22 protein-coding genes are annotated in these 26,189 nt (G+C 42.0%); 13 read left to right on the top strand and 9 right to left on the bottom strand.

The features are described from left to right. The first annotated feature begins 5 nt into the window (after positions 1-5). Positions 6-1,508 (top strand): guanosine-5'-triphosphate,3'-diphosphate diphosphatase, encoded by a 1,503-nt coding sequence (gene gppA, locus AACQ38_RS17845; RefSeq protein WP_011148736.1) that lies wholly within the window; start codon positions 6-8, stop codon positions 1,506-1,508. A 50-nt stretch (positions 1,509-1,558) separates the two neighbouring features. Here the strand turns inward: gppA and rep are convergent, their stop codons facing one another. Further along, positions 1,559-3,586 (bottom strand): DNA helicase Rep, encoded by a 2,028-nt coding sequence (rep, locus tag AACQ38_RS17850; RefSeq protein WP_113042871.1) that lies wholly within the window; start codon positions 3,584-3,586, stop codon positions 1,559-1,561. 209 nt (positions 3,587-3,795) lie between these two features. Continuing rightward, a complete protein-coding gene (ilvC, locus tag AACQ38_RS17855; RefSeq protein ID WP_165578729.1) occupies positions 3,796-5,274 on the bottom strand; it encodes a ketol-acid reductoisomerase in 1,479 nt (492 codons plus the stop codon). Between the two features lie 189 nt (positions 5,275-5,463). Here ilvC and ilvY point away from each other — a divergent pair, with 189 nt between their 5' ends. The 3 genes from ilvY (at position 5,464) to AACQ38_RS17870 (ending at position 7,780) form a co-directional block, all read left to right on the top strand. Then, positions 5,464-6,345, top strand: a complete 882-nt coding sequence (gene ilvY / locus AACQ38_RS17860; protein WP_011148739.1) for an HTH-type transcriptional activator IlvY — start codon at positions 5,464-5,466, stop codon at positions 6,343-6,345. A 580-nt stretch (positions 6,346-6,925) separates the two neighbouring features. Then, positions 6,926-7,471, top strand: coding sequence for a hypothetical protein (locus AACQ38_RS17865; RefSeq protein ID WP_242685620.1), 546 nt, complete (start codon positions 6,926-6,928; stop codon positions 7,469-7,471). Between the two features lie 3 nt (positions 7,472-7,474). Beyond that, the gene (locus AACQ38_RS17870; protein ID WP_278249260.1) at positions 7,475-7,780 is read left to right on the top strand and encodes a helix-turn-helix domain-containing protein; all 306 of its coding nucleotides are present in this window, start codon (positions 7,475-7,477) and stop codon (positions 7,778-7,780) included. A gap of 233 nt (positions 7,781-8,013) precedes the next feature. Here the strand turns inward: AACQ38_RS17870 and AACQ38_RS17875 are convergent, their stop codons facing one another. Beyond that, positions 8,014-9,132: a flavin-containing monooxygenase gene (locus AACQ38_RS17875; protein WP_339367065.1), complete on the bottom strand. Its 1,119-nt coding sequence runs from the start codon at positions 9,130-9,132 to the stop codon at positions 8,014-8,016. 360 nt (positions 9,133-9,492) lie between these two features. On the opposite strand from AACQ38_RS17875, the gene AACQ38_RS17880 reads away from it, so the two are divergent. The 9 genes from AACQ38_RS17880 to AACQ38_RS17920 all read left to right on the top strand — a co-directional run bounded on the left by AACQ38_RS17880 (position 9,493) and on the right by AACQ38_RS17920 (position 18,553). Beyond that, on the top strand, positions 9,493-10,671 hold the full coding sequence (locus tag AACQ38_RS17880; RefSeq protein WP_011148742.1) for a LuxE/PaaK family acyltransferase: 1,179 nt from the start codon (positions 9,493-9,495) through the stop codon (positions 10,669-10,671). 16 nt (positions 10,672-10,687) lie between these two features. Further along, entirely contained in the window at positions 10,688-11,044 is a 357-nt protein-coding gene (locus AACQ38_RS17885) for an iron-sulfur cluster assembly scaffold protein (protein ID WP_011148743.1), read from the top strand. Next, positions 11,041-12,231, top strand: coding sequence for a cysteine desulfurase family protein (locus tag AACQ38_RS17890; RefSeq protein ID WP_165578732.1), 1,191 nt, complete (start codon positions 11,041-11,043; stop codon positions 12,229-12,231). The genes AACQ38_RS17885 and AACQ38_RS17890 overlap by 4 nt, the downstream gene beginning before the upstream one ends. 32 nt (positions 12,232-12,263) lie before the next feature. Next, positions 12,264-12,500, top strand: coding sequence for an acyl carrier protein (locus AACQ38_RS17895; RefSeq protein WP_011148745.1), 237 nt, complete (start codon positions 12,264-12,266; stop codon positions 12,498-12,500). A gap of 155 nt (positions 12,501-12,655) precedes the next feature. After that, entirely contained in the window at positions 12,656-13,921 is a 1,266-nt protein-coding gene (locus tag AACQ38_RS17900) for a beta-ketoacyl-[acyl-carrier-protein] synthase family protein (protein WP_011148746.1), read from the top strand. Further along, entirely contained in the window at positions 13,918-14,733 is an 816-nt protein-coding gene (locus AACQ38_RS17905) for a MaoC/PaaZ C-terminal domain-containing protein (protein ID WP_011148747.1), read from the top strand. Before AACQ38_RS17900 ends, AACQ38_RS17905 begins: the two co-directional genes overlap by 4 nt. Positions 14,734-14,789: 56 nt before the next feature. Continuing rightward, a complete protein-coding gene (fabG, locus tag AACQ38_RS17910) occupies positions 14,790-15,533 on the top strand; it encodes a 3-oxoacyl-ACP reductase FabG (protein ID WP_165578733.1) in 744 nt (247 codons plus the stop codon). Positions 15,534-15,855: 322 nt separating this feature from the next. Beyond that, positions 15,856-17,028, top strand: a complete 1,173-nt coding sequence (gene emrA, locus AACQ38_RS17915; protein ID WP_165578735.1) for a multidrug efflux MFS transporter periplasmic adaptor subunit EmrA — start codon at positions 15,856-15,858, stop codon at positions 17,026-17,028. Positions 17,029-17,035: 7 nt separating this feature from the next. Then, complete coding sequence (locus AACQ38_RS17920; protein ID WP_011148750.1) at positions 17,036-18,553, top strand: DHA2 family efflux MFS transporter permease subunit; 1,518 nt, start codon at positions 17,036-17,038, stop codon at positions 18,551-18,553. Positions 18,554-18,733: 180 nt separating this feature from the next. Here the strand turns inward: AACQ38_RS17920 and ilvA are convergent, their stop codons facing one another. The 6 genes from ilvA to ilvL form a co-directional block, all read right to left on the bottom strand. Further along, entirely contained in the window at positions 18,734-20,293 is a 1,560-nt protein-coding gene (gene ilvA, locus AACQ38_RS17925) for a threonine ammonia-lyase, biosynthetic (protein WP_165578736.1), read from the bottom strand. A 4-nt stretch (positions 20,294-20,297) separates the two neighbouring features. Then, positions 20,298-22,148, bottom strand: a complete 1,851-nt coding sequence (ilvD, locus tag AACQ38_RS17930; protein ID WP_165578738.1) for a dihydroxy-acid dehydratase — start codon at positions 22,146-22,148, stop codon at positions 20,298-20,300. A gap of 192 nt (positions 22,149-22,340) precedes the next feature. Beyond that, the gene (locus AACQ38_RS17935; RefSeq protein WP_011148753.1) at positions 22,341-23,267 is read right to left on the bottom strand and encodes a branched-chain amino acid transaminase; all 927 of its coding nucleotides are present in this window, start codon (positions 23,265-23,267) and stop codon (positions 22,341-22,343) included. 23 nt (positions 23,268-23,290) lie between these two features. Continuing rightward, positions 23,291-23,548 carry an acetolactate synthase 2 small subunit gene (gene ilvM / locus AACQ38_RS17940; RefSeq protein ID WP_011148754.1) on the bottom strand — a complete coding sequence of 86 codons (258 nt, stop codon included), beginning with the start codon at positions 23,546-23,548 and terminating at the stop codon, positions 23,291-23,293. Next, positions 23,545-25,191, bottom strand: coding sequence for an acetolactate synthase 2 catalytic subunit (ilvG, locus tag AACQ38_RS17945; RefSeq protein WP_011148755.1), 1,647 nt, complete (start codon positions 25,189-25,191; stop codon positions 23,545-23,547). Before ilvG ends, ilvM begins: the two co-directional genes overlap by 4 nt. 138 nt (positions 25,192-25,329) lie before the next feature. Beyond that, complete coding sequence (gene ilvL / locus AACQ38_RS17950; RefSeq protein ID WP_165578737.1) at positions 25,330-25,428, bottom strand: ilv operon leader peptide; 99 nt, start codon at positions 25,426-25,428, stop codon at positions 25,330-25,332. Positions 25,429-26,189 lie beyond the last annotated feature (761 nt).

The raw sequence follows: 26,189 nt of genomic DNA on the forward strand, positions 1-26,189 counted from the left end.
AAATGATGCTGAGTTCTTCTTCGCTCTATGCGGCTATCGACCTGGGTTCAAACAGTTTTCATATGCTGGTTGTGCGTGAAGTATCCGGCAGTATGCAAATACTGGCACGAATCAAACGTAAAGTCAGGCTGGCCGCCGGATTAGATAAAAATAACCGCTTATCTCAACAGGCAATGGAGAGAGGTTGGCAATGTCTCAGGATTTTTTCTGAACGCTTACAAGATATACCACCATCACAAATCCGCGTTGTTGCTACAGCAACTTTACGTATCGCTGAAAATTCAGACGAATTTGTGGGAAAAGCATCAGAAATCCTTGATTGCCCGGTTAAAGTAATCAGTGGCGAAGATGAAGCTCGGCTTATTTATCAAGGCGTTGCCCATACAACTGGCGGCCCTGAAAAACGTCTGGTTGTAGATATTGGTGGTGCAAGTACAGAACTGGTTACGGGGAATGGGGCAAAAGCCTCTCAGTTATCCAGCCTAAGTATGGGTTGTGTTACCTGGCTTGAAGGCTACTTTAATGACCGTAGCCTGACGGAAGAAAATTTCGCCAGAGCCGAAGCTGCCGCACATGAAACGTTGAAACTCATTGCCCCAAAACTGATCGAACAAGGCTGGCAGATTTGTGTAGGCGCTTCCGGTACCGTTCAGGCTCTGCAAGAAATCATGATTGCTCAGGGTATGGATGAACTGATCACTTTGCCGAAACTTCAAGAGCTCAAACATAAAGCGATTGAATGCGGTAAGCTGGAAGAGCTGGAAATAGAAGGATTGACGCTGGAACGGGCTTTAGTTTTCCCAAGTGGCCTTGCTATCCTGATAGCGATTTTCCAGGCATTAAATATTGAAAGTATGATCCTTGCGGGCGGCGCCTTACGGGAAGGTCTTGTTTACGGCATGCTGGATTTACCAATAGAACCAGATATTCGTACCAGAACACTACGTAATATACAGCGACGTTTTCAGCTAGACGTTGAACAGTCTCAACGGGTCAAACAATTGGCTGAACACTTCCTACAACAGGTTGCTAAACCTTGGGAACTTGATAGCCGATGTCATGAATTATTACAAAGTGCCTGTTTGATACATGAAATTGGCCTAAGTATTGATTTCCATCAAGCTCCATCACATGCAGCCTATCTGATCAATTATCTCGCTCTCCCCGGCTATACGCCTGCACAGAAAAAACTCTTAGCCACATTGCTAAAGAACCAGAGCGGCCCTATTGATTTGTTTTCCTTTAATCAACAAAACGCCTTACCTCTGATACAAGCTCAACGTTTATGTCGTCTGTTGCGGTTAGCTATCATCTTCGCCAACCGTCGTCGAAATGACACGCTCCCTGCTCTACGTTTAAAAGTGAGTGATGAAGCGTTAACAATAACGTTACCTCATGGCTGGCTAATGCAACACCCTCTGAGGGCAGAGTCTTTACAGCAGGAAATTCAGTGGCAAAACCATGCTCAATGGTCACTTGTTTTAGGCGAGCAGGATGCTCAAACCTGAATAAAATCACTTTCCCTGTATCTCTGTGATACAGGGAATCTCCAACATATTTATGACTTATTTTTTTGTCCAAGCCCTAAACGCGATTTGATATCCGCAATACGCGATTGCCCTTTTTGCATTCTTTCTTCGGCAGTCACTATTTTTTTATCTTGTGGCCAATGTAAGTCATCCTGTGGCAACTCATGCAAAAAACGGCTTGGTTCTGGACGGATTAACTCGCCATATTGACGACGTTCTTTACATAAAGTAAAGAATAACTCCCGTTGAGCTCGGGTGATCCCTACATAAGCCAATCGTCGCTCTTCATCAATATTTTCTTCATCAATACTGCTCTGATGAGGCAACAGCCCTTCTTCCATGCCAACCAGAAATACATAGGGAAACTCTAACCCTTTGGAAGCATGTAAAGTCATCAATTGCACCTGATCAAACTCCTCACCATCTTCGTCTCGCTCCAGCATATCCCGTAATGTGAAACGCGCGACCACCTGAGATAAAGTCATTGCTTCGTTCAGTTCATCACCTTCCAGCATTTCACTCATCCAAGTGAATAACTGATTAATATTTTTCATCCGCATTTCAGCCGCTTTCGGACTCGGTGATGTTTCGTACAGCCAGCTTTCATAATCCATACCATGAAGTAAATCACGCACCGCTAGCAAAGGATCTCGTTCAACCTGACGAGTTATCTCATCCATCCAGTGAATAAAACGCTGTAATGCCGCCAAACCGCGGCCAGTTAGACTTTGTTCCAAACCGAGATCGAAACTAGCCTGATAGAGACTTTTATTGCGCTGATTCGCCCACTCACCCAGTTTTTGAATGGTAGCAGCACCAATTTCACGTCTTGGCGTATTGACAATTCTTAGGAATGCGCTGTCATCTTCGGGATTAGTCAGCACCCGCAGATAAGCTAGCAAATCCTTAATTTCAGGGCGGGCAAAGAAAGAAGTACCACCAGAAATCCGGTAAGGAATGCGGTTTTGCATCAGCATCTTTTCAAACACGCGGGATTGATGATTTCCTCGGTAGAGAATAGCGTAATCTTTATATTGGGTCTTATTGATAAAGTGATGTGCCATCAGCTCCCCAATAACCCTTTCCGCCTCATGCTCTTCATTATTAGCTGTAATCACTTTCAATGGATCACCATACCCCAGTTCAGAAAAAAGCCGTTTTTCAAACACGTGAGGGTTATTGGCGATCAAAATATTAGCTGCTTTCAGAATACAGCCAGAGGAACGATAGTTTTGTTCTAATTTGATCACATTAAGCTTAGGGAAATCCTCTTTCAGTAACACCAAATTTTGTGGTCTTGCACCGCGCCATGAATAGATCGACTGGTCATCATCACCCACCACCGTAAAACGAGCCCTTTGCCCCACCAACAATTTAACCAGTTGATATTGACTGGTATTAGTGTCCTGATATTCATCTACCAACAGATAACGAATACGGTTTTGCCAACGCTCCCTGACTTCTTCATCACGCTGCATTAGCAAAGTCGGTTTGGTAATCAAATCGTCAAAATCCAATACATTACAGCTCGCCAGATGTAAATCATAACGGCGATAACATTCAGCAAACTGGTGCTCCTGAGCAGAACGGACCAATGCCAAAACTTGCTGTGGAGAAAGCAGATCATTTTTCCAATTTGAAATGGTGGAGATCAGTTTTTGTAATAGATCTTTATCTTCCTCCAGTAAATCGGCTGTTAAATCTTTCAACAGAGCCATCTGGTCCTGATCATCAAATAACGAGAAATTGCTTTTCATTCCTAACGCTTTGTATTCGCGCTTAATGATTTCCAACCCCAAAGTGTGGAAAGTCGAAATCATCAACCCCTTAGCCTCTTTGCGCCCCAGAGTTTGTGCTACACGCTCTTTCATTTCCCGTGCGGCTTTATTAGTAAACGTCACAGCGGCGATATGGCGAGGCTGATAGCCACAAGTACGGATAAGATGAGCAATTTTATTGGTGATCACTCTAGTTTTACCAGAACCCGCCCCCGCCAGGACCAGACAAGGACCGGTAACAAATTCGACAGCTTGTTGTTGGCTAGGATTTAATCGCATGGTATTTAATAAGTTATGTCAAAGCAGTACTTCAAGAGATGGAATTGTAGCAGAAAGGGGAGAAAGGAAACGCCGTTTTCTTTATGAAGGAAAAATACTCTATTAGTTGGTAAATCGCGACTTATCCCCCAAAACTTTAGCAAACGGTCTCAGAACCATATTCATTAGATTCAAAGAGGGAGGATTTCTCCCCCTTATCTTTATCAATATCAACCACCAACTGCAATACGTTTCATATCTGTCATGTAACCACGTAATACGCGGCCAACAACTTCAATTGGGTGGTGACGAATAGCCTCGTTTACATCGCGCAACTGGGCGTTATCAATACCGTTATCTACAACGGGCTTACCTAAATCACCCGCCTGTAGCGAACCCATAAACTTCTCTTTCAACAGTGGGACCGCAACATGAGAGAACAAATAGTTACCATATTCTGCTGTGTCAGAAATAACGACATTCATTTCGTACAGGCGTTTACGAGAGATAGTATTCGCAATCAGCGGTAATTCATGCAGAGACTCATAATAGGCAGATTCAGCAATAATACCGGTATCAACCATAATTTCGAATGCCAGTTCAACCCCCGCTTTCACCATAGCAACCATTAAAACGCCGTGATCAAAATATTCCTGTTCACTGATTTTGCCATCATATTCAGGTGAATTCTCAAACGAAGTGTTACCGGTTTCCTCACGCCAACCTAATAGTTTCTTATCATCATTGGCCCAGTCAGCCATCATACCGGAGGAAAATTCACCAGAAATGATATCATCCATATGTTTCTGGAACAGCGGCGTCATCATTTCTTTCAACTGCTCAGACAGCGCATACGCTCGCAGTTTTGCCGGGTTAGACAGACGGTCCATCATCAGGGTGATACCACCTTGTTTCAGGGCTTCTGTGATGGTTTCCCAGCCAAACTGGATCAATTTTCCTGCATAACCCGGCTCAGCACCATCTGCCACCAGTTTGTCATAACACAGCAGTGAACCAGCCTGTAACATACCGCACAGAATAGTTTGCTCACCCATCAGGTCGGATTTCACTTCAGCCACGAAAGAAGATTCCAGAACACCAGCGCGATGCGCGCCCGTTGCCGCGGCCCATGCCTTAGCGATTGCCATACCTTCACCTTTCGGATCGTTTTCCGGGTGAACTGCGATCAAAGTAGGCACACCAAAACCCCGTTTATATTCTTCACGCACTTCGGTGCCAGGACACTTAGGCGCTACCATCACCACCGTGATGTCTTTACGGATTTGTTCACCGACTTCAACAATATTTAAGCCGTGAGAATAACCCAGTGCAGCGCCTTCTTTCATCAACGGTTGAACTGCGCTAACAACAGAAGAGTGTTGCTTATCTGGTGTCAGGTTAATCACCAAATCAGCCTGCGGTATTAACTCTTCATAAGTACCGACTTGAAAACCATTTTCCGTTGCTTTACGCCATGAAGTGCGTTTTTCTTCAATGGCCTCTTTACGCAGGGCATAAGCGATATCCAGACCGGAGTCACGCATATTCAGGCCCTGATTCAGCCCCTGCGCTCCGCAACCGACGATAACCACTTTTTTACCTTTTAAATATCCTGTCTCATCAACAAACTCTTCCCGCGCCATAAAACGACATTTACCTAACTGCGCCAACTGCTGACGCAAATTCAGCGTATTAAAATAATTAGCCATTAGTGACTCCGTATCATGTTGTGCTCAGCAATGAAGTGCTGCGACTATTTTTTAGATTTCCTCACCCTGTGAGGTGTTTATATATTTTCAATATATGACATGAAAGCCATTGCTTAAATTGATATATTAACAATACTATATTGCATTTTATGCAACACAGACTATTGGACAGGAGAAGGAGAATGGGCTATGGATATACGTGATCTCAAACTGTTTCTACATCTGGCTGAAAGCTGCCATTTTGGCCACACAGCAAAAGCAATGCATGTCAGTCCATCCACATTATCCCGCCAAATTCAGCGTATTGAAGATATTTTGGGACATCCATTATTTTTACGAGATAATCGCACCGTAAAACTGACCTTTGCCGGCGAGCAATTTAAACAATTTGCCCAACAGACACTGTTACAATATCAGCAACTAAAGCATTCCTTGAATCAACAAAGCCCATCTCTAAGTGGTGAGTTACGTCTGTTTTGTTCGGTCACCGCGGCCTACAGTCACTTACCACAGATCCTAGACCGTTTTCGTGCAGAACATCCTATGGTTGAAATTAAACTCACCACAGGTGATGCCGCAGATGCGGTCAATAAGATACAGTCTAATGATGCCGATTTAGGCATCGCCGGTAAGCCGGAAAAACTACCAGATAATGTCAGCTTCACCAAAATGGGTGAAGTCCCACTGGTACTGATTGCGCCTTCCCTCCCTTGCGCTGTACGAGCACTTGTAATGCAAAAGTCCCCTGACTGGAATAACATTCCCTTCATTTTGCCGGAACACGGCCCATCACGTAAGCGCATTGAGCACTGGTTCCGTCACCATAAAATTACCAACCCATCAATTTACGCTACCGTGTCCGGTCATGAAGCCATTGTTTCTATGGTTGCATTAGGTTGTGGAGTGGCATTAATTCCCAATGTCGTTGTAGAAAACAGCCCTGAACCGGTACGCAGTCGCATATCTTTATTGGACAATATTTCTTTAGTAGAGCCGTTTGAATTAGGTATGTGCGTACAGAGAAGACGGCTTAATGAACCCTTGATTAAAGCGTTTTGGGGATTGTTATAACAAACTGCGTTAACAGGTCTTTTTATTCATTACAAGCCTGATGTAACCTATTTTCGGTATTATGCCAACATACTTATAATTTATGTGGCCTAATTCACAAAGAACATAAAAATATAACCATTTTGTTCTCATGATAATATGTTTAATATAAGTTATAACCAATCAAAATAATTATATGAAAATATTGGCTCCTCATTAAATTTTTGGTCATTAATTATGTCACTAAAGAAAATACTTTTAATTATATCAAGTGGATAGTAGCTATTTAACGTTGAGTTATTCAGATATTGTTAAGATTGGCTAGCAAAAATCGAGTATTCCACCAGCGATAAACAGAGTGGAAAATAATTCTCCATGCCATGTCATAACAATATTTCACAATAGTGAAATTATTTTTTCCCAGATACTATAGGAGGTAACGTCATAATAATTATTTAATAGTATTCCTATGATATAGTAACTAATAATAATTATTTAATCAGTTAATATAATTTAATTAAAAAATAACACCAAAGATTTATAATAATTATATAAAACAATTAATTAAAATACACACAACAATTTAATAAAGGACACCATCATGTTACACAAAATAGACAAATCACCGTATTTTATTAAATTCTATAAATTCCATCTACAAGATCTCGTTTTCTCTTATAATATGCAAACAGAATGGCATCATCATCCTTGCATCCAATTAAGTGTATCACCACATAATTCACTCATGAGGATTGATACTGAAAATGAATCGAGGCAAGCACATGGATTCATTATTTCTTCTAATATTAAACATAAATTACACTCGGAAGGGCAACTCTGTTTTAATCTACTGATAGATCTAGCCAACCCATTATGTCATTTATTACTACATCAGATGAGAGGCTCAGATATAATATATTTAAATCAAGAATCATCTGGTTTGATAGCAAACTATTTTACTAATTGTTTACAATCAGAAACCTCTCCAGATATTTTCATCTTAAATAACCTTTTAGGTAAAATAGAAGATTGCCATTGTTATCAAGATAAACGAATCATAAAAGCAGCCTCTCTTATTACTGAATTACCGGTTAAATGTATATCCTCTCGTGAAATATCAAATCAACTCTATTTATCCGAAAGTTGATTCTTGCATCTCTTTAGAGAAAAAATGGGAACTAATTTCCGCAGCTATCTATTATGGAAACGCCTGCATCATGCTATTGATGAGATACATTCATCAGATTCACTGACTTTATTAGCTTGTAATAGCGGATTTTCCGATGGCGCACACTTCAGTCGTACCTGTATGACGCTATATGGATTAAGGCCCTCTGAATTAAAACATGCCAGTAAGAACAGAATTCAACAAGCACAACAAAAATATTTCAATTTATCATCAACATTAACAGGTCTAAATTTTACAAAGAAAAATATCTGGGTTATGAATAAATAGTATTTTTGATAAATTACCTAAAATAAATAATTTATATTTATAACCATTATTATCAAAATCAATATGTTAGAGATTCTGTATCATTTTATTCCTAATAGAACATTTACTATATTATGCACTCTTAGTAATGATACAGAATTCAGAACAACACCATAAAAACACTACCCAATAAACCCTCAATCCACGACAAATAAAATATACAGAGTAAAATATCACTATTCTGTATTAATCATTCATTTTAATGGTACATGCTCTTTCAGATAATTTTCTACCCATTTAGCGACCCGACAAGTGTCTTTATAAGCCCCTAACATCAATTCAGAACCACGGCTACTCAACCATTTCCGCCCAACGATAAATAACCCAGGATAAGGGGTTTTCCCACCTTCTGCATGACCATTTTTACAAACGAATCCATTAGCATCCGCAGCACCGGGAAGCGTTAACCATGCCGTATCATCTTTATACCCCAAACACCAGATAACCGTATCCACCTCATATTGATTGCCGGACGAATCACATAATTTATTGTCTTTTATATCAACTAACCTATTCGCTATTTTTATATCCAAAACAGCTAATCGATGGTTTTTCAGATCACCACAAGGGATAGGGTTACGCCGCCGCATAATTTTCCCGACTAAACTGTAATAATTGGCAAATAACAGACCGCTTTTACTTAACCACCAAAAGATATCTTTGCCCAATATTCTATTAGGTAAGAGAGGACGGGAGGAACCACAAAATAATGTCACCTTCGCAGTTGCTGCCAAATCTTTAGCAATCTGACGACCACTCGCACCATCACCAACGACAGCAACTCGGCTGCCCGTTTTAATTTGCTTAGGTTCCCGATATTGATCTGCTGTAATTTGTTGTATATCGGTAGAAAACTGCTCAGCAAGCGCCGGAATATCAACTAATTGATTAGCCCCTGTTGCATTAACCAAACAAGGTGCATGAAATACTTTTCCATCTTTTGTTTTAACACGATAACCATCTGTATCGTGCTTCACCTCAACCACTTCGGTTTGAGTATGTATCGCAAGGTTATGATGTGAAGCATAGCGCTCAAGGTAATCAGCGACTTCATTTTTATCTGGATAACCTTCTTTAATTCCAGGGAACGGTAAGCCATGAAGTTGAGTCATACCGCGTGAAGTGAATAATAGCATATTATCTGGACGCCTGCGCCACACATCACCAATACGTGCCTCCCGCTCTAATATGCAGACATTAATATTCTTAGCCGCAAGGGTAGCAGCTAAACTTAACCCGGCTTGACCGGCACCCACAATTAAGCAATCCATTTTCATCATGCGTACTCGTTTTTTAATTTGGCATTTATTTATATTTTATTTCTATCATTATCCCAATCTTAGGACAATGAAAAAATTTACAAAAGAACATTCAATAGATCAAAAAACAACGAACTTCACAAAAATATAAAAGACAATTAAAAAATTTACTTGAATTAACTGGTCATATTCGCACTAAAGTGAATATTTTGAATAAATCAGCTATTTTTAGCATAATTTTAACAATATTGACAAATCCATATAATGATCAAAGTAATAATATAGCCAATTTATTCAATAAAAATAAATTATTAATGACTATCATTTTTGCCTACGTAACTTATGCTTTATCGCTATAACTTATAATAAGCAAAGATTAATTTATCTACTCTTTACCCTACCGGAGATGAAAAAATGGAAAATATCAAAAATATATATGACGGTATAAAATCTCGTGGCGGAAATCCGTTGAAGTGGCTAATAGCCGATGTCGACCTTCTCTATAAGTTGTCTAAAGAAGAACAACAGGAATTAAAAACCTGTTTGCTTAAGGACGCTTTTAATTTCCATTATCATAATAACCCTTACTATAAAGATATTTGTGAAAAACAAGGTATTAAACCAGAAGATATCCAGAACTATAATGATTTGGTTCGCATCCCACTCATACCCGTTGCAACTTATAAATCAGCCGAAAGTCACCGTTTATTAAGCAAGCCATTATCTGAAATCGAACATGAAATGCGCTCAACGGGTACCAGTGGAATTCCTAGCGTTTATCGTCGTTGCCACGATACGATGGATCATACAGTATTGGCTGTCTATTCCAATTATCGCAGTATGTTCAAAGTATCTGGCGGTGCCGGCCTATGCTTATGCCCGTCAACAGAAGATATTCCAGAAATGGCACTGGTCAAAATCTTTAATTTCCTGACGGGTTTATTAGATACCCGACGCTATATGATTAATCAGGACCACTTCTCCCCAGAAGATGCTTTGAATCAATTAATCCAGTGGAAAGGCAAATTCACCCGGCATTTAATTGGCCCTCCATTCATGATCCATCGTTTTATTACGTTCCTAAAAGAGAATAATACCAAGCTCACTTTAGATCGCGATAGCATGGTAATTACTATGGGCGGCTGGAAACGTTTTACCGGGGATATGATCTCCCGCAGCGAATTGAATGCAGATATCGAAGAATGGATGGGCATTCCAGCTTCCCGAAATCGTGACATGTATGGTCTGGTTGAAGCAAACGTTCTTGCCATCGAAGATGAATATAACCATAAGCATGTTCCTCCTTATATTCATTTCTCCGTCCGTGATCCTAACGATTTAACACGTGAATTACCTGATGGCGAAACCGGACAATTAGTGATCTTAGATCCACTCTCTGTTTCCACTCCCGGCATGTTACTGACAGAAGATTTGGTCTACTTGCGTACCGATCCTAATAAATCCTGGCGTAATTCTCAGCGAATTCAGTTTGTTATGCGTACCGCTGCTGCTAAAGAGTTTGGTTGCTGTGCGGTCAACCTTGAGAGAAAAATGTCAGACGATGAAAGTACCTCAGCTACACCCGCTGTATAAATAGCAAGGTGGAATTATGTTTAACAACATCATTATTGACAACTTTTGCAATCCTGATTGCCAGGGGACGTTATCCGCCCCCACCATTAAACTGGCATTAGGTAACCCTGTATGTGGTGACAAGGTTGATATCGACCTGACATTGGATAACCAAGGGCGGGTAAATAATGCCTGTTTTCGTGCATGGGGATGTACCGCCTCCCTGGCAATGTCTAACCAGTTTTGTCGCCATGCTAAAGGTAAGACTCTCGAAGAATTGAATGCATTATCGCCTGAAGGCATAGATGCATTATTAGGTGAGTTAGAACCCGCACAGCAACACTGCCTTGATATGCTGCATAAGCTATTTGAGCAGCTAAAGGGAAAAATATGACAAGTCTATATTTCGACTACAACGCCACAACACCGCTAAGTGTTAAAGCACAGTTGGCGATTAAAGACGCAATGTCTGTTTTTGCTAACCCATCTAGCCACTACAGCTTAAGTAGCATGGCAAAAAAGTTGCTCACTGACGCTAGAATATCGATGGCTGCATTGATGGGCACAGTCCCAGAGCAAATCCTGTTTACATCAGGAGGAACCGAAAGTAATAACCAAGCCTTATTCAGCTTGTTAGCAACACTTTCCGGTTCGGATCTGTCTGCTCATCATGTTATTAGCTCTTCCATTGAGCATCCGTCTGTTCTGGCACCGTTACTCTGGTATCAGCAACGCGGACTTCAGCTAACACTGATCAACCCCGATAATCAAGGGCGGATAAGTGTACAAAGTATCCAGGAAAACTTGCGGCCACAAACCCGTCTGATCACCTTAATGGCGATTAACAACGAAACCGGCGTGATCCAGCCCTATGAAGCGGTCGCCTCTTTAGCAAAAGAGGCCGGTGTTTATCTGCATATCGATGCAGTACAGGCTATTGGTAAACGGCCTTTTAGCTGTGACACACTTTCCGGTGTAACGACCATATCTTTCTCCGGCCATAAGTTTAACGGCCCGAAAGGTATTGGCGGGCTTTACCATGCACCAGGTATTCAATTAAATCCCTTGCTACATGGTGGAGGGCAAGAACAAGGAGTACGCAGCGGCACTGAGAACACCTTAGGACTTGCTGGACTGGCGGCGGCAGCTAAAGAATCACTGAACAGCTTGCAAGGACGCTTCAATACTTACAAAACGCTCAGAACAACCTTGCTATCTCGGTTAGATCAACATCATGTTAACTACCTGATTAATGGTAATACCAATCCAGCGTTTCAGGCACCTTGGACTCTCAATTTAAGTTTCTCGGGTATTCGTGCTGAATCGCTAGCCAGCAGGCTAGATTTACGTCACGGCATCTCTTTATCCTTAGGATCAGCCTGTAGCAATAACAAATCAACCCAACGTTCTCACGTTCTGGCTGCTATGGGATTACCCGATGATCGTATTGATAGTGCGGTACGCATCAGCTTCGGATATGCCACAAGCCAAGATGATATTGAGATATTGGCTAACGCCATCAAACAAGAAACGTATAACTTACTTAAAATTTCAGGGAAATCTTTAATCACCCAGGAATAATAGAAAAATTTAAATTTTTAGGGGACATTAATATGAAACTGTTTGAATTACTTCAATCTCAAATTACTGAATTAACCGATATCGAACCAGAAGATATTACTCTCGACACTCTACTTGATGATATTCATTTAGTGAGTCTGGATTTCGTTTCTATTCAGGTTGCGTTAAAAAGAGAAATGGGAATTCAACTGAATTTCGATAAGTTCCAGCGGGATAATACGACAACAATCGGTGACTTTGTCAATTACGTTAGTGAATTAGCAAAATAATCATCACGAATACACTGGGATGTTAGCTGTCTATGACAATATCACAACACAGCTAACATTCATTTTTATGATGCTTTTATCTACCAATCCTATTATTTGGTTGTGTTAAAAAATAAAGCATGTCACCAGGAAATGAATTTTGGAGATAATGTTTCATGAATATTCAAACAGGCTATCACCGCGTTGCCGTCACAGGCTATGGTTCTATCTGTTCGCTTGGGCAAAATACCCAGGAAATTTGGGATGCAATCCTAAATTATCGTGTAGGCTACAAAAAGGAAGAACACCCAGACGCTTCTGTTGTAGCTAAATTTTTCGGTAATATCCCTTTCTCGCCTGATGTATCACGGTTTTCCAAAAAGTTATTAAAGAACCTGCCCAAATTCAGCAAACTTGGGCTGATTGCGGCGGATGAAGCAATCAAGATGGCATTTGGTAACGATAAAACCGCTCTTGACGAAAATTATTCGCCTTTTGAACGCGGCGTCATTTTTGGCACTGGCTGGGGTGGAGAAGATGCAACCGTTGAAAACAGCCATTCCTATGCTGATCAAGGCATTGCTTCACCGATGACCAATATTATGTCTATGCACAGCGTAGGAACAGCCGCAATTTCAATGAACTGGAACTTACGGGGATATCAAAATACCCCGGTTGCAGCTTGTGCAACCGGCAGTATGGCGATAGGTGATGCGTTTGAACTTATCCGCAGTGGACGCACTAAAATGATGCTAGCAGGGGGTGGTGAAAGCATCAGAGATCCATTCATTGTCTGGAGTATCGACATTCTTGGAGCATTGAGTAAAGAACAGGAATCTGTCGAAAAGGCTTGCTGCCCATTCAGTAAAGATCGTAGTGGTTTTGTTATGTCGGAGGGTGCCGCAATATTATGCCTTGAAGACTATGATTGCGCTGTTGCCAGGGGAGCTAAAATACTGGCGGAAGTGATTGGCTATGGCAATAATTCTGATGCGTCAGATATGACCGCCCCGGCCCCAGATTGCAAAGGACGGGTCATGGCAATTCAGATGGCGCTGGAACAGGCCAAACTCTCCACCTCAGATATTCACTATATTAATGCTCATGGGACATCAACCCCATTAAACGACATTAACGAAACCGATGTTCTAAAAATGAGCCTGGGCGAGCACGCTTATCGTATTCCTATTTCCAGTACAAAATCCTATACAGGCCATCTTATTGCCGGAGCAGGAGCAATTGAATCCATTTTCTGTCTCAAAGCGATAGAGACAGCAACGATTCCCGCAACGATGCACTTGAATAACCCTGATCCGCTATGCGATCTGGATTATGTCCCCAATATCCACCGAACTCACCAACTTATTGACACCGCTTTAAATGTTAACTACGGATTCGGTGGCACAAACTGTGCACTTATTTTCAGGAAGGCCGATAGATGAACGTTCAATTTAGCAAAAAAGATCTCAGTCAATGGGCTAAATTCTCTGGAGACTACAATCCTATCCATTTTGATGAAAAAATCGCAAGAGAAGTTGGGTTAGGTGGTATTGCAGTACACGGCATGCTGGCCATGATCCCGCTCAAAAGCGGATACGATTATCTGTCACAACTAAATCGGGAAATGGGCAGACAGTGGCACGTTAATTTACGCAATCCCGTACCTCTGGATGCCTGCTATTGCGTCAAAACTAAGCACACTAACCGGAATGGGAAAACGACCTTTAATCTGCAAGACGAAACAACCAACCTGAAACCTCTGATTGGTCACTATAGTTGTTTCGATTTTTCACAAAAAACTAGCTTTCCCGAAAAACCACGTTGCCAAGTTCCCATACAAGAGACAATAAAAAAATCCATCGAATTTAAACATACCTTCCCGGAAGTCAATGAATTCTGGATCTTTCTTGATGCTCTGATGTTTTATCTTTTTATGCAGCAAAGTGCCAAAACTGCACTAGCAACAGAATTTAAAACCTATTTTGGCAAACAAGAACATGATGAAACATGCCTCAAAGATCTCATTGTTTTGCATGTTATGCACACCGTGAGTTTCTCTCCAGCGCTGCTTAATCGCCAAATCCCAGATGAAATGCCAAATATCGAATATACGATCGTACCAAAAGATACATTCGACGTTGATGGTTCGTTATACGGTACGCTGGAAATCCCGATCTGGCTGAATGGCGAAATCTCTTTAGTTGTTGAGATGAGTCTGATGGGAACAACAAAAAGAAAGCAGATTGCCAACTAAAATCTGATGAATGCGGTATTGGCAGACGGATGGCATAAATTTAGAGGAATCACTTAATGAATATCAGCACCCCTTGGGTTTTTATTTCAGGTGGATCACGTGGTATCGGCAAAGGCATAGTAAAAATGCTAGCAGCTCAAAACTATCACGTGGTTTTTACCTATAAATCCAGCATAAATGAAGCACAAATATTGTGTCATGACATTGAACAGCAAGGTTATCGCTGTGAGGGCTATCAATGTGACGTCTCAAACGCGAAAGAAGTCACAACATTGTCAGCAGAACTTATCTCACAATATGGCGCTCCTTATGCCATCATCAATAACGCCGGAATTACACAAGATGCATTGCTGATAAATATGAAAGAAGAAGAGTGGCATAATGTCATTTCCACCAATCTTTCTTCTATCTATTTAGTGAATCACGCATTTCTCCCTGAAATGATTACTGCTGGAGAAGGCTGCATTATCCATATGAGCTCAGTCACTGCATTTAAAGCTAACTCAGGGCAAGTTAACTACGCTGCCACCAAAGCCGCCATGATCGGTATTACCCGCTCATTAGCTGTTGAAGTTGGCCGATTTAATGTCCGGGTCAATACCGTTGCGCCAGGCTTGATTGACACTGAAATGCTGGATCATATCCCCGCGCCACATAGGAAAAAACTGTTATCTAACATCCCACTGGGCCGCTTGGGTTCAGTAGAAGATATTGCTCTGACAATCAATTTCCTACTCAGCCCTGGAGGACGCTACATTACCGGGCAAACATTCGTTGTTGATGGAGGAATGACCGCTTGAGTCAGTTAAACAATTAACATCAATGGATTCGTAGCCCTATCCTGTGGTCATTTGTACCCAGATAAATATTCTGGGTACTGACACAAAATACCGTTAATCATTGCCAGATAAACAATCCAGCCTATCTGGTAAATGTTAATAACGATAATAAACAATTTTAATATTAAATCATGCTCTTGGCGTTAAGTGCTAAATATTAGCAATTTTCATTTTATCAGATGAGAAGGGCTTGACCTTGTAGTCGACTCCAAGGTGTTTAATCAAATATAAGCACATTAATTAAGACGAATTTACTTTTAATCACTGTGATAGGAGAGAACACATGACCGGAGAAATACAATCACCTCCGCTTAATGAGAAAAAGTCAAAACGTAAGTTAGCACTGATCCTCGCAACTCTCTTATTTGCTTTTGTCGGGTTGGGTTACTTCACCTATTGGCTTATTTCATTACGTCATTATCAAGCGACTGATGATGCTTACGTTGTGGGTAATCAGGTACAAGTGATGGCCCAGATCACCGGTAGCGTAACCGCCATTTATGCCGATAATACCGACTTCGTTCAACAAGGCGATATTTTGCTACGTTTAGACTCTATTGATGCGGAACATGCTTTTGAGCGAGCGAAAAATACTTTGGCTAATAATGTCAGGCAAACTCACCAAACCATTATTGATAATGAAAAACTATTGGCTAACATTGATCTCAAACAAACGGCATTACAACAGGCTCAAGACGATTTAAAACGACGTGAACATTTGGGACTCACAGGTGCTATCGCCAAAGAAAATCTGATTCATTCCCGCAATAGCGTACAAATGGCAAAATCTGAGCTGAATGTTGCCCGACAACAATATTATGCCAACAAAGCACTAGTTATAGACACCCCATTAGATCAACAACCTGCGATTAAACTGGCCGCTTCCCAGCTCCACGATGCATGGTTAACCTTACAGCGCACCCAGATTGTCGCGCCGGTAACAGGCTACGTTTCACGCCGCAGTGTTCAAGTAGGCTCACAAATAAAAAGTGGTGCTCCACTGATGGTTATCGTACCCGCTGACCAACTTTGGGTCGAAGCTAACTTCAAAGAAGTTCAACTTGCCAATGTGCGTATTGGTCAACCCGTAACCCTGATTAGCGATTTCTATGGTAGTGGTGTCACTTATAAGGGCCGGATCGTTGGTCTTGATATGGGAACTGGCAGTGCATTTTCTTTATTGCCAGCACAAAACGCCACCGGTAACTGGATCAAAGTAGTTCAACGTTTACCCGTTCGTGTTGAACTAGAAGCACAACAACTTATTGCTCATCCTTTACGCATCGGTTTATCCATGCACGCCGCGGTTGATACCCGAAATCAGGGTGGTCTGGTGCTTGCTGACACGCCTCGTAATGGCATTGTTTATGAAACCAACGTTTTAACTTACAACACCGTAGAAATTGATCGGCTAATTAACGAAATCATTCAAGTTAATACCAGTCAAAATAAGTGAGGTTAACATGCTAAAAGAGCCATTATCAGGAGCCAAACTTGGCTGGCTAACCCTGGCTTTAGCATTAGCCGCTTTTTTACAAATATTGGACCTGACCATTGCTAACGTTGCAATATCAACAATTGCTGGAGATCTGGGTTCATCAGTATCACAAGGAACCTGGGTTATTACCTCATTTGCTGTTGCTAACGCGATCTCTATCCCATTAACTGGCTGGTTAGCAAAGCGGTTCGGGGAAGTCCGGGTTTTCTTAATTTCAATGATCTTATTTGTGATCACTTCCTGGTTATGTGGTATTGCTAATAGCTTGGAAATGTTGATTATTTCCCGCGTCCTGCAAGGTATCTCAGCCGGGCCAATTATGCCCCTTTCTCAAAGTTTGCTACTCAACAACTATCCTCCGCTAAAACGCAATATGGCATTGGCTCTGTGGTCAATGACTATCGTTATCGCTCCAGTTTGTGGTCCGATACTCGGCGGTTGGATCAGCGACAACTACCATTGGGGGTGGATCTTTCTCATCAACGTTCCGGTTGGCTTTGCCGCCATTGCTATCACCTGGATGCTGTTAAAAGATCGGGAAACTGAAATAACGGCTAGGTCAATTGATATCGTAGGACTAATTTTATTGGTCATCGGTGTTGGTTGTTTTCAGCTATTGCTTGATAGAGGAAAAGAGCTTGATTGGTTCAACTCAACAGAAATTATTGCATTAGCCATTATCGCAGTTATTGCCATAACTTTCCTGATCATCTGGGAATTCACCGATGATGATCCGATCATTGATTTATCACTATTTAAATCACGCAATTTTACTATCGGTACTTTATGTATCAGTTTGGCTTTCCTACTCCATATAGGCACTCTGGTTTTGCAGCCTCAACTATTGCAAATGGTATTTGGTTATACAGCCACTTGGGCAGGATTGGTAATGGCTCCATTAGGGATAGTGCCAATAATGCTCGTTCCACTCATTGGTCGTTTTAGTTCAAAAATTGATATGCGTTATTTAGTTATGTTTAGCTTTATCATTTTTGCACTCTGTTTCTTTTGGAGAACTCATACCTTTGAGCTATCAATGGATTTTTCCACTGCTGCCTGGCCACAATTTATTCAGGGCTTTGCTATCGCCTGTTTAATTATGCCACTAACAGCCATTATATTATCTGATGTTGAACCCGCTAAAATCGCCTCTGCGGGCAGTTTATTTAACTTTTTACGCACGCTGGCAACATCCGTGGGTACTTCCATCACCACGACCATGTGGTCCCGTCGCGAAGCTGTCCATCATGTCCAGTTAACTGAATCGATAACTCCCCATAATCCTATTGCCCAACAAGCCTATGAGAAAATGGAACAATTAGGGATGACACACGCTCAAGCCAGTCACTCTCTGGCACGTGAAATCACTAATCAGGGATTGATTATTGCTGCTAACGAGATTTATTGGCTATTTGGCTTTATTTTTCTGATCTTGCTGATCTTGATCTGGCTGGCAAAACCCACCGTCGGAGAAAAGAAATAACACTATGATAAATAAACAAAATAAGCTTAAAAACCAAACTATCGATAAATAACCAAAGAACCCATTTAGCCCCCTTTCCAATGAAACCTAATCAAAATAGCACCTTATCAAGGCGCTATTTTGTCGTTTTATAGAACATGTTTTTTCATCACCAAAACTACCGATCAATCTCCGGCTGTTTTAGATGTTTTGGCACATCAAAAAGAATTTAAACGCAGGGGTATCCGTCTCATCATGATACGCATAGCCTAATGCATCAAGATGACGCTTAAAACGCACTTCCGCTCCTGACAATTCAAATGCGGCTAACACCCGACCATAATCTGTACCATAATTGCGATAATGGAATAACGTAATATTCCAGTGAGTTCCCAAAGTTTGGAGGAACTTTAGCAAAGCCCCCGGTGATTCAGGAAATTCAAAACTAAATAAGCGCTCTTTCAATGGCTTAGATGGACGACCGCCGATCATATAGCGAACATGTAATTTCGCCATCTCATCATCAGAGAGATCGGCAACCTGATATCCTGCGGTACGCAATTCCTCGATAATTTCCCGTCGTTCTACCTCACCACGACTCAGGCGAACACCAACGAAAAGACAAGCCTGATCAGGATCTGCATCCGTATAACGATAATTAAACTCTGTTACCACCCGATCGCCCAATTTCTGGCAAAAACTCAGGAAACTCCCTTTCTGTTCAGGAATAGTCACTGCCAGCAATGCTTCCCGCTGCTCGCCCAATTCACAACGCTCAGAGACATAACGTAACCCGTGGAAGCTTACGTTAGCGCCAGAAAGAATATGTGCCAGTCGCTCACCTCTAAGCTGATGCTGCTGAACATACTTTTTCAATCCAGCAAGTGCCAATGCACCGGATGGCTCAGCAATCGCACGCACATCCTCAAACAGATCTTTTACCGCGGCACAAATAGCATCACTGTCTACCGTGATAACATCATCTACATATTGCTGACACAAACGAAATGTTTCATCACCGATACGCTTAACCGCAACACCTTCAGCAAACAAACCAACTCGTGGCAAATCTACCGGATATCCAGCCTCCATTGCTGCTTTCAGGCAAGCTGAATCTTCCGCTTCCACCCCAATAATTTTAATTTCTGGCATCAGTTGCTTAATCAACACAGCAACGCCAGCAATCAACCCCCCTCCACCGACAGGTACAAAGATTCGATCCAGACGCACATCCTGTTGCAAAAGTTCCATCGCCAGTGTTGCCTGACCTGCGATTACAGCAGGATGATCAAACGGAGGAACAAAGGTATAGCCCTCCTGTTGTGCCATTTCTATCGCTTTAGCTTTAGCCTCATCAAAATTAGCACCATACAACAGAGCCTTACCACCGAAATTCCGGACCGCATCGACTTTAATATCCGCAGTAGTAACCGGCATAACAATCAAAGAGTTAATTCCCAAACGATTGGCAGAAAGTGCAACCCCCTGAGCATGGTTACCGGCTGACGCGGTAATCACTCCTCGGTTTTTTTGTTCCTCAGTCAAACTCGCAATCATGGCATACGCACCACGGAGCTTGAAACTGTGAACAGGTTGCCGATCTTCCCGCTTTACCAAAATAGTATTTCCCAAGCGGGCAGAAATTTTCTCCATTTCCTGCAAAGGAGTCACCTGAGCAACTTCATAAACCGGCGCGCTTAATGCTGCTTTCAAATACTCTGCACCATTTGGTGAGGAAGTTAAGGGAAGACATGCAGACATACGATTATCCCCCTAACTTAGATTTATCACGGACAGCACCTTTATCCGCACTGGTTGCCAATGAAGCATAAGCTCTCAAGGCAAGCGATACCTGACGTTCACGGGCTTTCGGCGTCCACGATTTATCACCGCGGGCAAATTCCATTTCTTTACGGGTAGCAAGTATCCTTTCATCTACATCAAGTCGAATTTTCCGCAGTGGAATATCAATATCAATAATATCGCCATCTTGAACCAAACCGATTAGCCCACTATTAGCCGCTTCGGGAGAAACATGGCCGATCGACAAACCCGAGGTACCACCAGAGAAACGGCCATCGGTAATCAATGCACAGCTTTTGCCTAGCCCCACAGATTTTAGATAAGTCGTCGGATACAACATTTCCTGCATGCCAGGCCCACCTTTTGGCCCTTCATAACGAATGACCACCACATCACCAGCAACGACTTTTCCACCCAAGATCGCATCAACCGCATCTTCCTGACTTTCGTAAACTTTGGCTGGCCCACGGAACGTCAGACTGCCCTCATCAACCCCGGCGGTTTTTACAATACAACCATCTATAGCCAAATTACCAAATAGAACAGCAAGACCACCATCCCGACTATAGGCATGTTCAATGTCGCGAATACACCCTTCTACACGGTCAGTATCCAACGAAGGCCAACGACAATCTTGTGAAAATGCCTGAGTAGTACGGATACCCGCAGGGCCTGCCGAATACATCTCCTTCACTGACTCATCTACCGTCTGCATCACATCGTATTGATTAAGCGTTTGTAACAAATCCAGACCCAAAACATTTTTAACCTGACGATTCAACAAACCCGCTCTATCCAGCTCACCTAAAATACCGATCACACCACCAGCACGGTGAACATCTTCCATATGGTATTTTTGTGTACTTGGTGCAACTTTACATAGATGAGGGATCTGACGAGACAAACGATCAATATCCGCCATAGTGAAATCAACTTCCCCTTCCTGCGCCGCAGCCAGTAAGTGAAGCACAGTATTCGTTGATCCCCCCATTGCAATATCCAACATCATCGCATTTTCAAATGCGGCTTTCGTTGCAATACTACGCGGCAGAGCACTGTCATCATTTTTTTCATAATAACGCTTAGTCAACTCAACAATGCGCTTGCCTGCATTCAGAAACAGCGCCTTACGATCTGCATGAGTAGCCAGTAATGAGCCATTCCCCGGTTGCGACAAACCCAGTGCCTCTGTAAGGCAATTCATAGAGTTAGCAGTAAACATGCCTGAGCAGGAACCACAAGTTGGGCAAGCTGAGCGCTCAATCTGATTGCTATCTTCATCACTGACCTTCGGGTTCGCGCCTTGGATCATGGCATCGATCAGATCCAATTTAATAATCTGATCTGACAATTTAGTTTTACCTGCCTCCATAGGGCCACCGGAAACAAAAATCGCCGGAATGTTCAGACGTAGTGCTGCCATCAGCATTCCTGGGGTAATTTTGTCACAATTGGAAATACACACCATAGCGTCCGCACAATGTGCATTCACCATATATTCAACAGAATCAGCGATCAATTCACGTGACGGCAGAGAATAGAGCATACCACCATGCCCCATTGCGATACCGTCATCCACCGCTATCGTATTGAACTCTTTTGCAACACCGCCTGATGCTTCAATCTGTTCCGCAACCAGTTTACCTAAGTCCCGCAAATGAACATGCCCTGGAACAAACTGAGTAAATGAGTTAACTACTGCAATAATCGGTTTACCGAAATCTGCATCGGTCATCCCTGTCGCGCGCCATAAAGCGCGAGCTCCTGCCATATTGCGGCCATGAGTCGTAGTGGCAGAACGGTACTTAGGCATTATCTTCACTCCCGTGTTATCAAAACAGGCGGGGAACGAACCGCCCGTTAAATTATTTATATACCCGTCATCTTTCAAGTTGCCTCTTTGTTGGCTGCACTCACTCACCCCGGTCACATCGTTATCTATGCTCCCGGGGATTCGCTCCCTTGCCGTCGCGATCCATCTTGAAATCCATTGGGTATAGTTCTATTAAGGATTGACTGGATCTAACCAGCCCCATTTATCATCTGTCGTGCCATCAAACAAGCCAAAGAAAGCTTGTTGAATTTTTTTGGTAATAGGTCCACATCTACCGATACCAACCTGAATATCATCAACACTGCGAACGGGTGTGATTTCAGCCGCTGTGCCAGACATAAAAACTTCATCAGCCAGGTACAATGATTCGCGCGACAATACCTGCTCACGCACTTCCAGCCCTAAATCTTTCGCCAGTTTGATAATGGCATCACGAGTAATTCCTGGTAATGCAGCAGAGGTAAATGGTGGGGTAAATAATATGCCATCTTTTACTTCAAATAGATTTTCACCCGCACCCTCAGAGATATAACCAGAAACATCCAGTGCAATACCTTCCTGATACCCACGACGACGAGCTTCACTACCGACTAAAAGCGAAGACAGGTAGTTACCACCGGCTTTAGCCGCAGTTGGCATTGTGTTTGGTGCCGCACGATTCCATGAAGAAACCATCGCATCAATTCCTTGATCCAATGCGCCTTCTCCCAAATAAGCTCCCCACGGAAAGGCGGCAATAATGACATCAGTTTTATAACCAGCAGGTGGATTAACCCCCATGCCAACATCACCGATAAAGACCAATGGACGTATATAAGCACTGACTAAATTATTTTTACGAAGAGTTGCCCGACACGCCTCCATTAATTCATCGACACTCTGGTTCAACGGCATACGATAAATCTTTGCAGAGTCATGTAAACGCTGCATATGCTCACGATGGCGGAAAACCACTGGCCCTTTATGAGAGTCATAGCAGCGAATTCCCTCAAAAACAGATGTGCCGTAATGTAAAGCATGGGACATTACGTGAACTTTAGCATCTGCCCAAGGAACCATCTCACCATTGAACCAAATGTAATCGGATTGCTTCGTCATTCTCTCATTCCTTTATTTCTACGTTATGCACGTATGAGTTGTGATTTTTGTTGCAGGATCTTGACGCCAGCGACATCCACTAATTTAGTCAGTTGTGAAGACAACAAATTAACCGGTTTTTGGCTGGCAACAATTAATTCGATATTAACATTATCGCCATCCATTGTTTGATCCATATTCATGGAACAGATCTGAAATCCACGATGACGCGTTACCCGTAAGATGCGCTCTAATATTTCAGGACGGAAACGAGCATGGATTGCAAGTTGATGCTGCATCATAATGATTTCTCCAACATAGTTTCATTGCTTGCACCAGGAGGAACTAACGGCCAAACGTTCTCTAATTCCTCAATAGATACCTGTAATAAATAGGGGCCCTTACTGCTGAATAATGCATTCAGCGCTTCATCAATCTGTGATTTATCCGTGATATGTTGCCCCGGAATATCAAAAGCTTTCGCTAATGTGACAAAATCGGGGTTATCTGTTAATGTCGTTTCGCTATATCGCTTATCAAAAAACAGCTCCTGCCATTGCCGCACCATTCCCAATCGCTGGTTATCCAACAATAAAATTTTTACGGGTAATTGCTTGCGTTTAATTGTCCCCAGTTCTTGGACATTCATCATGAAAGAGCCATCTCCAGAGACACAAATCACCATATCTTCCGGTCGAGCAATCTGAGCACCAATTGCAGCAGGGATACCAAATCCCATCGAGCCCAATCCACTAGATGTAATGAAATTTTCAGGCCCATCAAACGTCATATGCTGAGCTGTCCACATTTGATGTTGTCCAACATCGGTAGTAATAACCGTATTAAATGTTTTACGATCTGAAACCTGCTTCAATAACCAAGGCGCATAGATACTCTCTCCCTGATGGTCATAACACCAAGGATATTCAGCTTTCAGATACTTAACTTCCTGTTGCCAGGGCATAATTGACAATGGCTGTTGCAAACGGGGCAATAATACCTTCACATCCCCCAGCAACGACACATGAGCCTGACGTAATTTACCCAACTCTGCCGGATCGATATCCAGATGAATGATTTTTGCACACGGAGCAAAAGTATTAAGTTTGCCAGTCACACGATCATCAAAACGAGCACCTACAGCAATCAACAAATCACATGACTGAACGGCAAGATTGGCCGCTTTCGAACCATGCATCCCAAGCATTCCCAGATAACATGGATGTTCTGAATCGGCAGCCCCCAAGCCTTTCAACGTAGAAGCAACCGGCATACCTGTTTCCACAACAAAATCTCGCAGAACAGAAACTGCTTGAGACATCCCTACTCCACCACCGACATACAACACTGGCTTTGTCGCAGCCGCAACCATTTTCCGGGCTTGTTCTAATTCACTTTCCGAGCAGGGCTCCTTTTGCTCAACGGGTACCAAATGTGGTACAAAATTCCCCTCTTTCAACTGAATATCTTTAGGAATATCAATCAAAACTGGGCCAGGTCGACCACTAGTGGCAATAGAAAAGGCTTCCGCCATAATTTGAGGTAAATCTTCCAGTGAGTCCACTAAGAAACTGTGTTTGGTACAAGCAAGGGAGAGACCTAAAACATCGACTTCTTGGAAGGCATCAGTTCCAATCAATTCAGAACCAACCTGACCAGTGATAGCAACAATAGGAACAGAATCTAACAATGCATCGGCTAATCCAGTGATTAAGTTTGTTGCTCCCGGTCCCGATGTAGCGATACAAACTCCCGGCTTACCACTGGCTCTCGCATAGCCGATTGCAGCCATAGCTGCCCCCTGTTCATGCCGACAAAGCAAATGCTCCACACCACCATCGTACAAAGCATCATAAACCGGCATGATCGTACCACCAGGGTAGCCAAAAACCTTATCAATCCCCTGCGTTCGTAATGCCTTTACAACCCACTGCGCCCCATTCATTTTTCATATCCCCTGTGTTTACCCTGTGAGACAAGATTTTGTTCTGTTGTATGTTTCCGTCTCTACCGGATTTTGCTTGTCGAAAAAAAACCCCCGCGCCTTTCGGTGCGGGGGTCTTCGAGAGATTTGGCTGTTCTTCTAAGCCTTTCTTCGTCCAAGTGCAGCCCCGCTCGGTGGGATAATAATCACCACCACGCTGACAATAATTAGGCTAATCACTAGGACAAATATGTTCATAATCTTGGTCATTTAATTCGTTTGTTTAATCTATATTTAAGAGTTATCACGTTCTTCATAGCTTGACAACATTTATTTTGTTTTATTACTCGATATAAAAAAATACCTTTTATTTTCAATTAAATACTTGTCATACGGATTATTTGTTCAGTAAATAGATCGATTTAAGTCATAAAAACTAACTGATTAGATATAAACAAAACAACACATTAATAGATAACATAAAAAACAAATCATCCGACTATAATCAAAAATAAAGAGCTTATTATTAATCACTTAGGTGACAAAAACTTCTCATTAAAAATAAAACATAGTGATATAACATACGAAATTCATCCACTGTAAAAATATATAAATTTGAATTTAAATTAAATTCAACCAATAAAAAATCAATCTAAAAACACAACCTAAATAATAACAAAATCTCAAAACAAGAATATAAAGATAATAGACACAATGATTTAATCACTAAAGCATAAAAAATTATGCCATTAAAATCAACAAAATAGAATAAAAATAATTTAATTTAAATTTCAAAATAAAAATTTTATAGTTGCTTCGAAAAATATTTATCAGAGCCGCTTCGCAAAAAAATAATAGAAAACTATTTATCATCTAATTTCAGTCCATCATATATACCCGTAATCATTGAAGATGCTTGATTTTATCCGAAATGGAGATCATTATCCTCGCTATGAAAATATTCATTACCGATGAACAAAAAGCCGAACTTGAACATCTCCATCACACCTGCCGTGATA

This window comes from Photorhabdus sp. RW14-46 (genome assembly GCF_963887965.1).
Taxonomy (GTDB): Bacteria; Pseudomonadota; Gammaproteobacteria; order Enterobacterales; family Enterobacteriaceae; genus Photorhabdus; species Photorhabdus laumondii.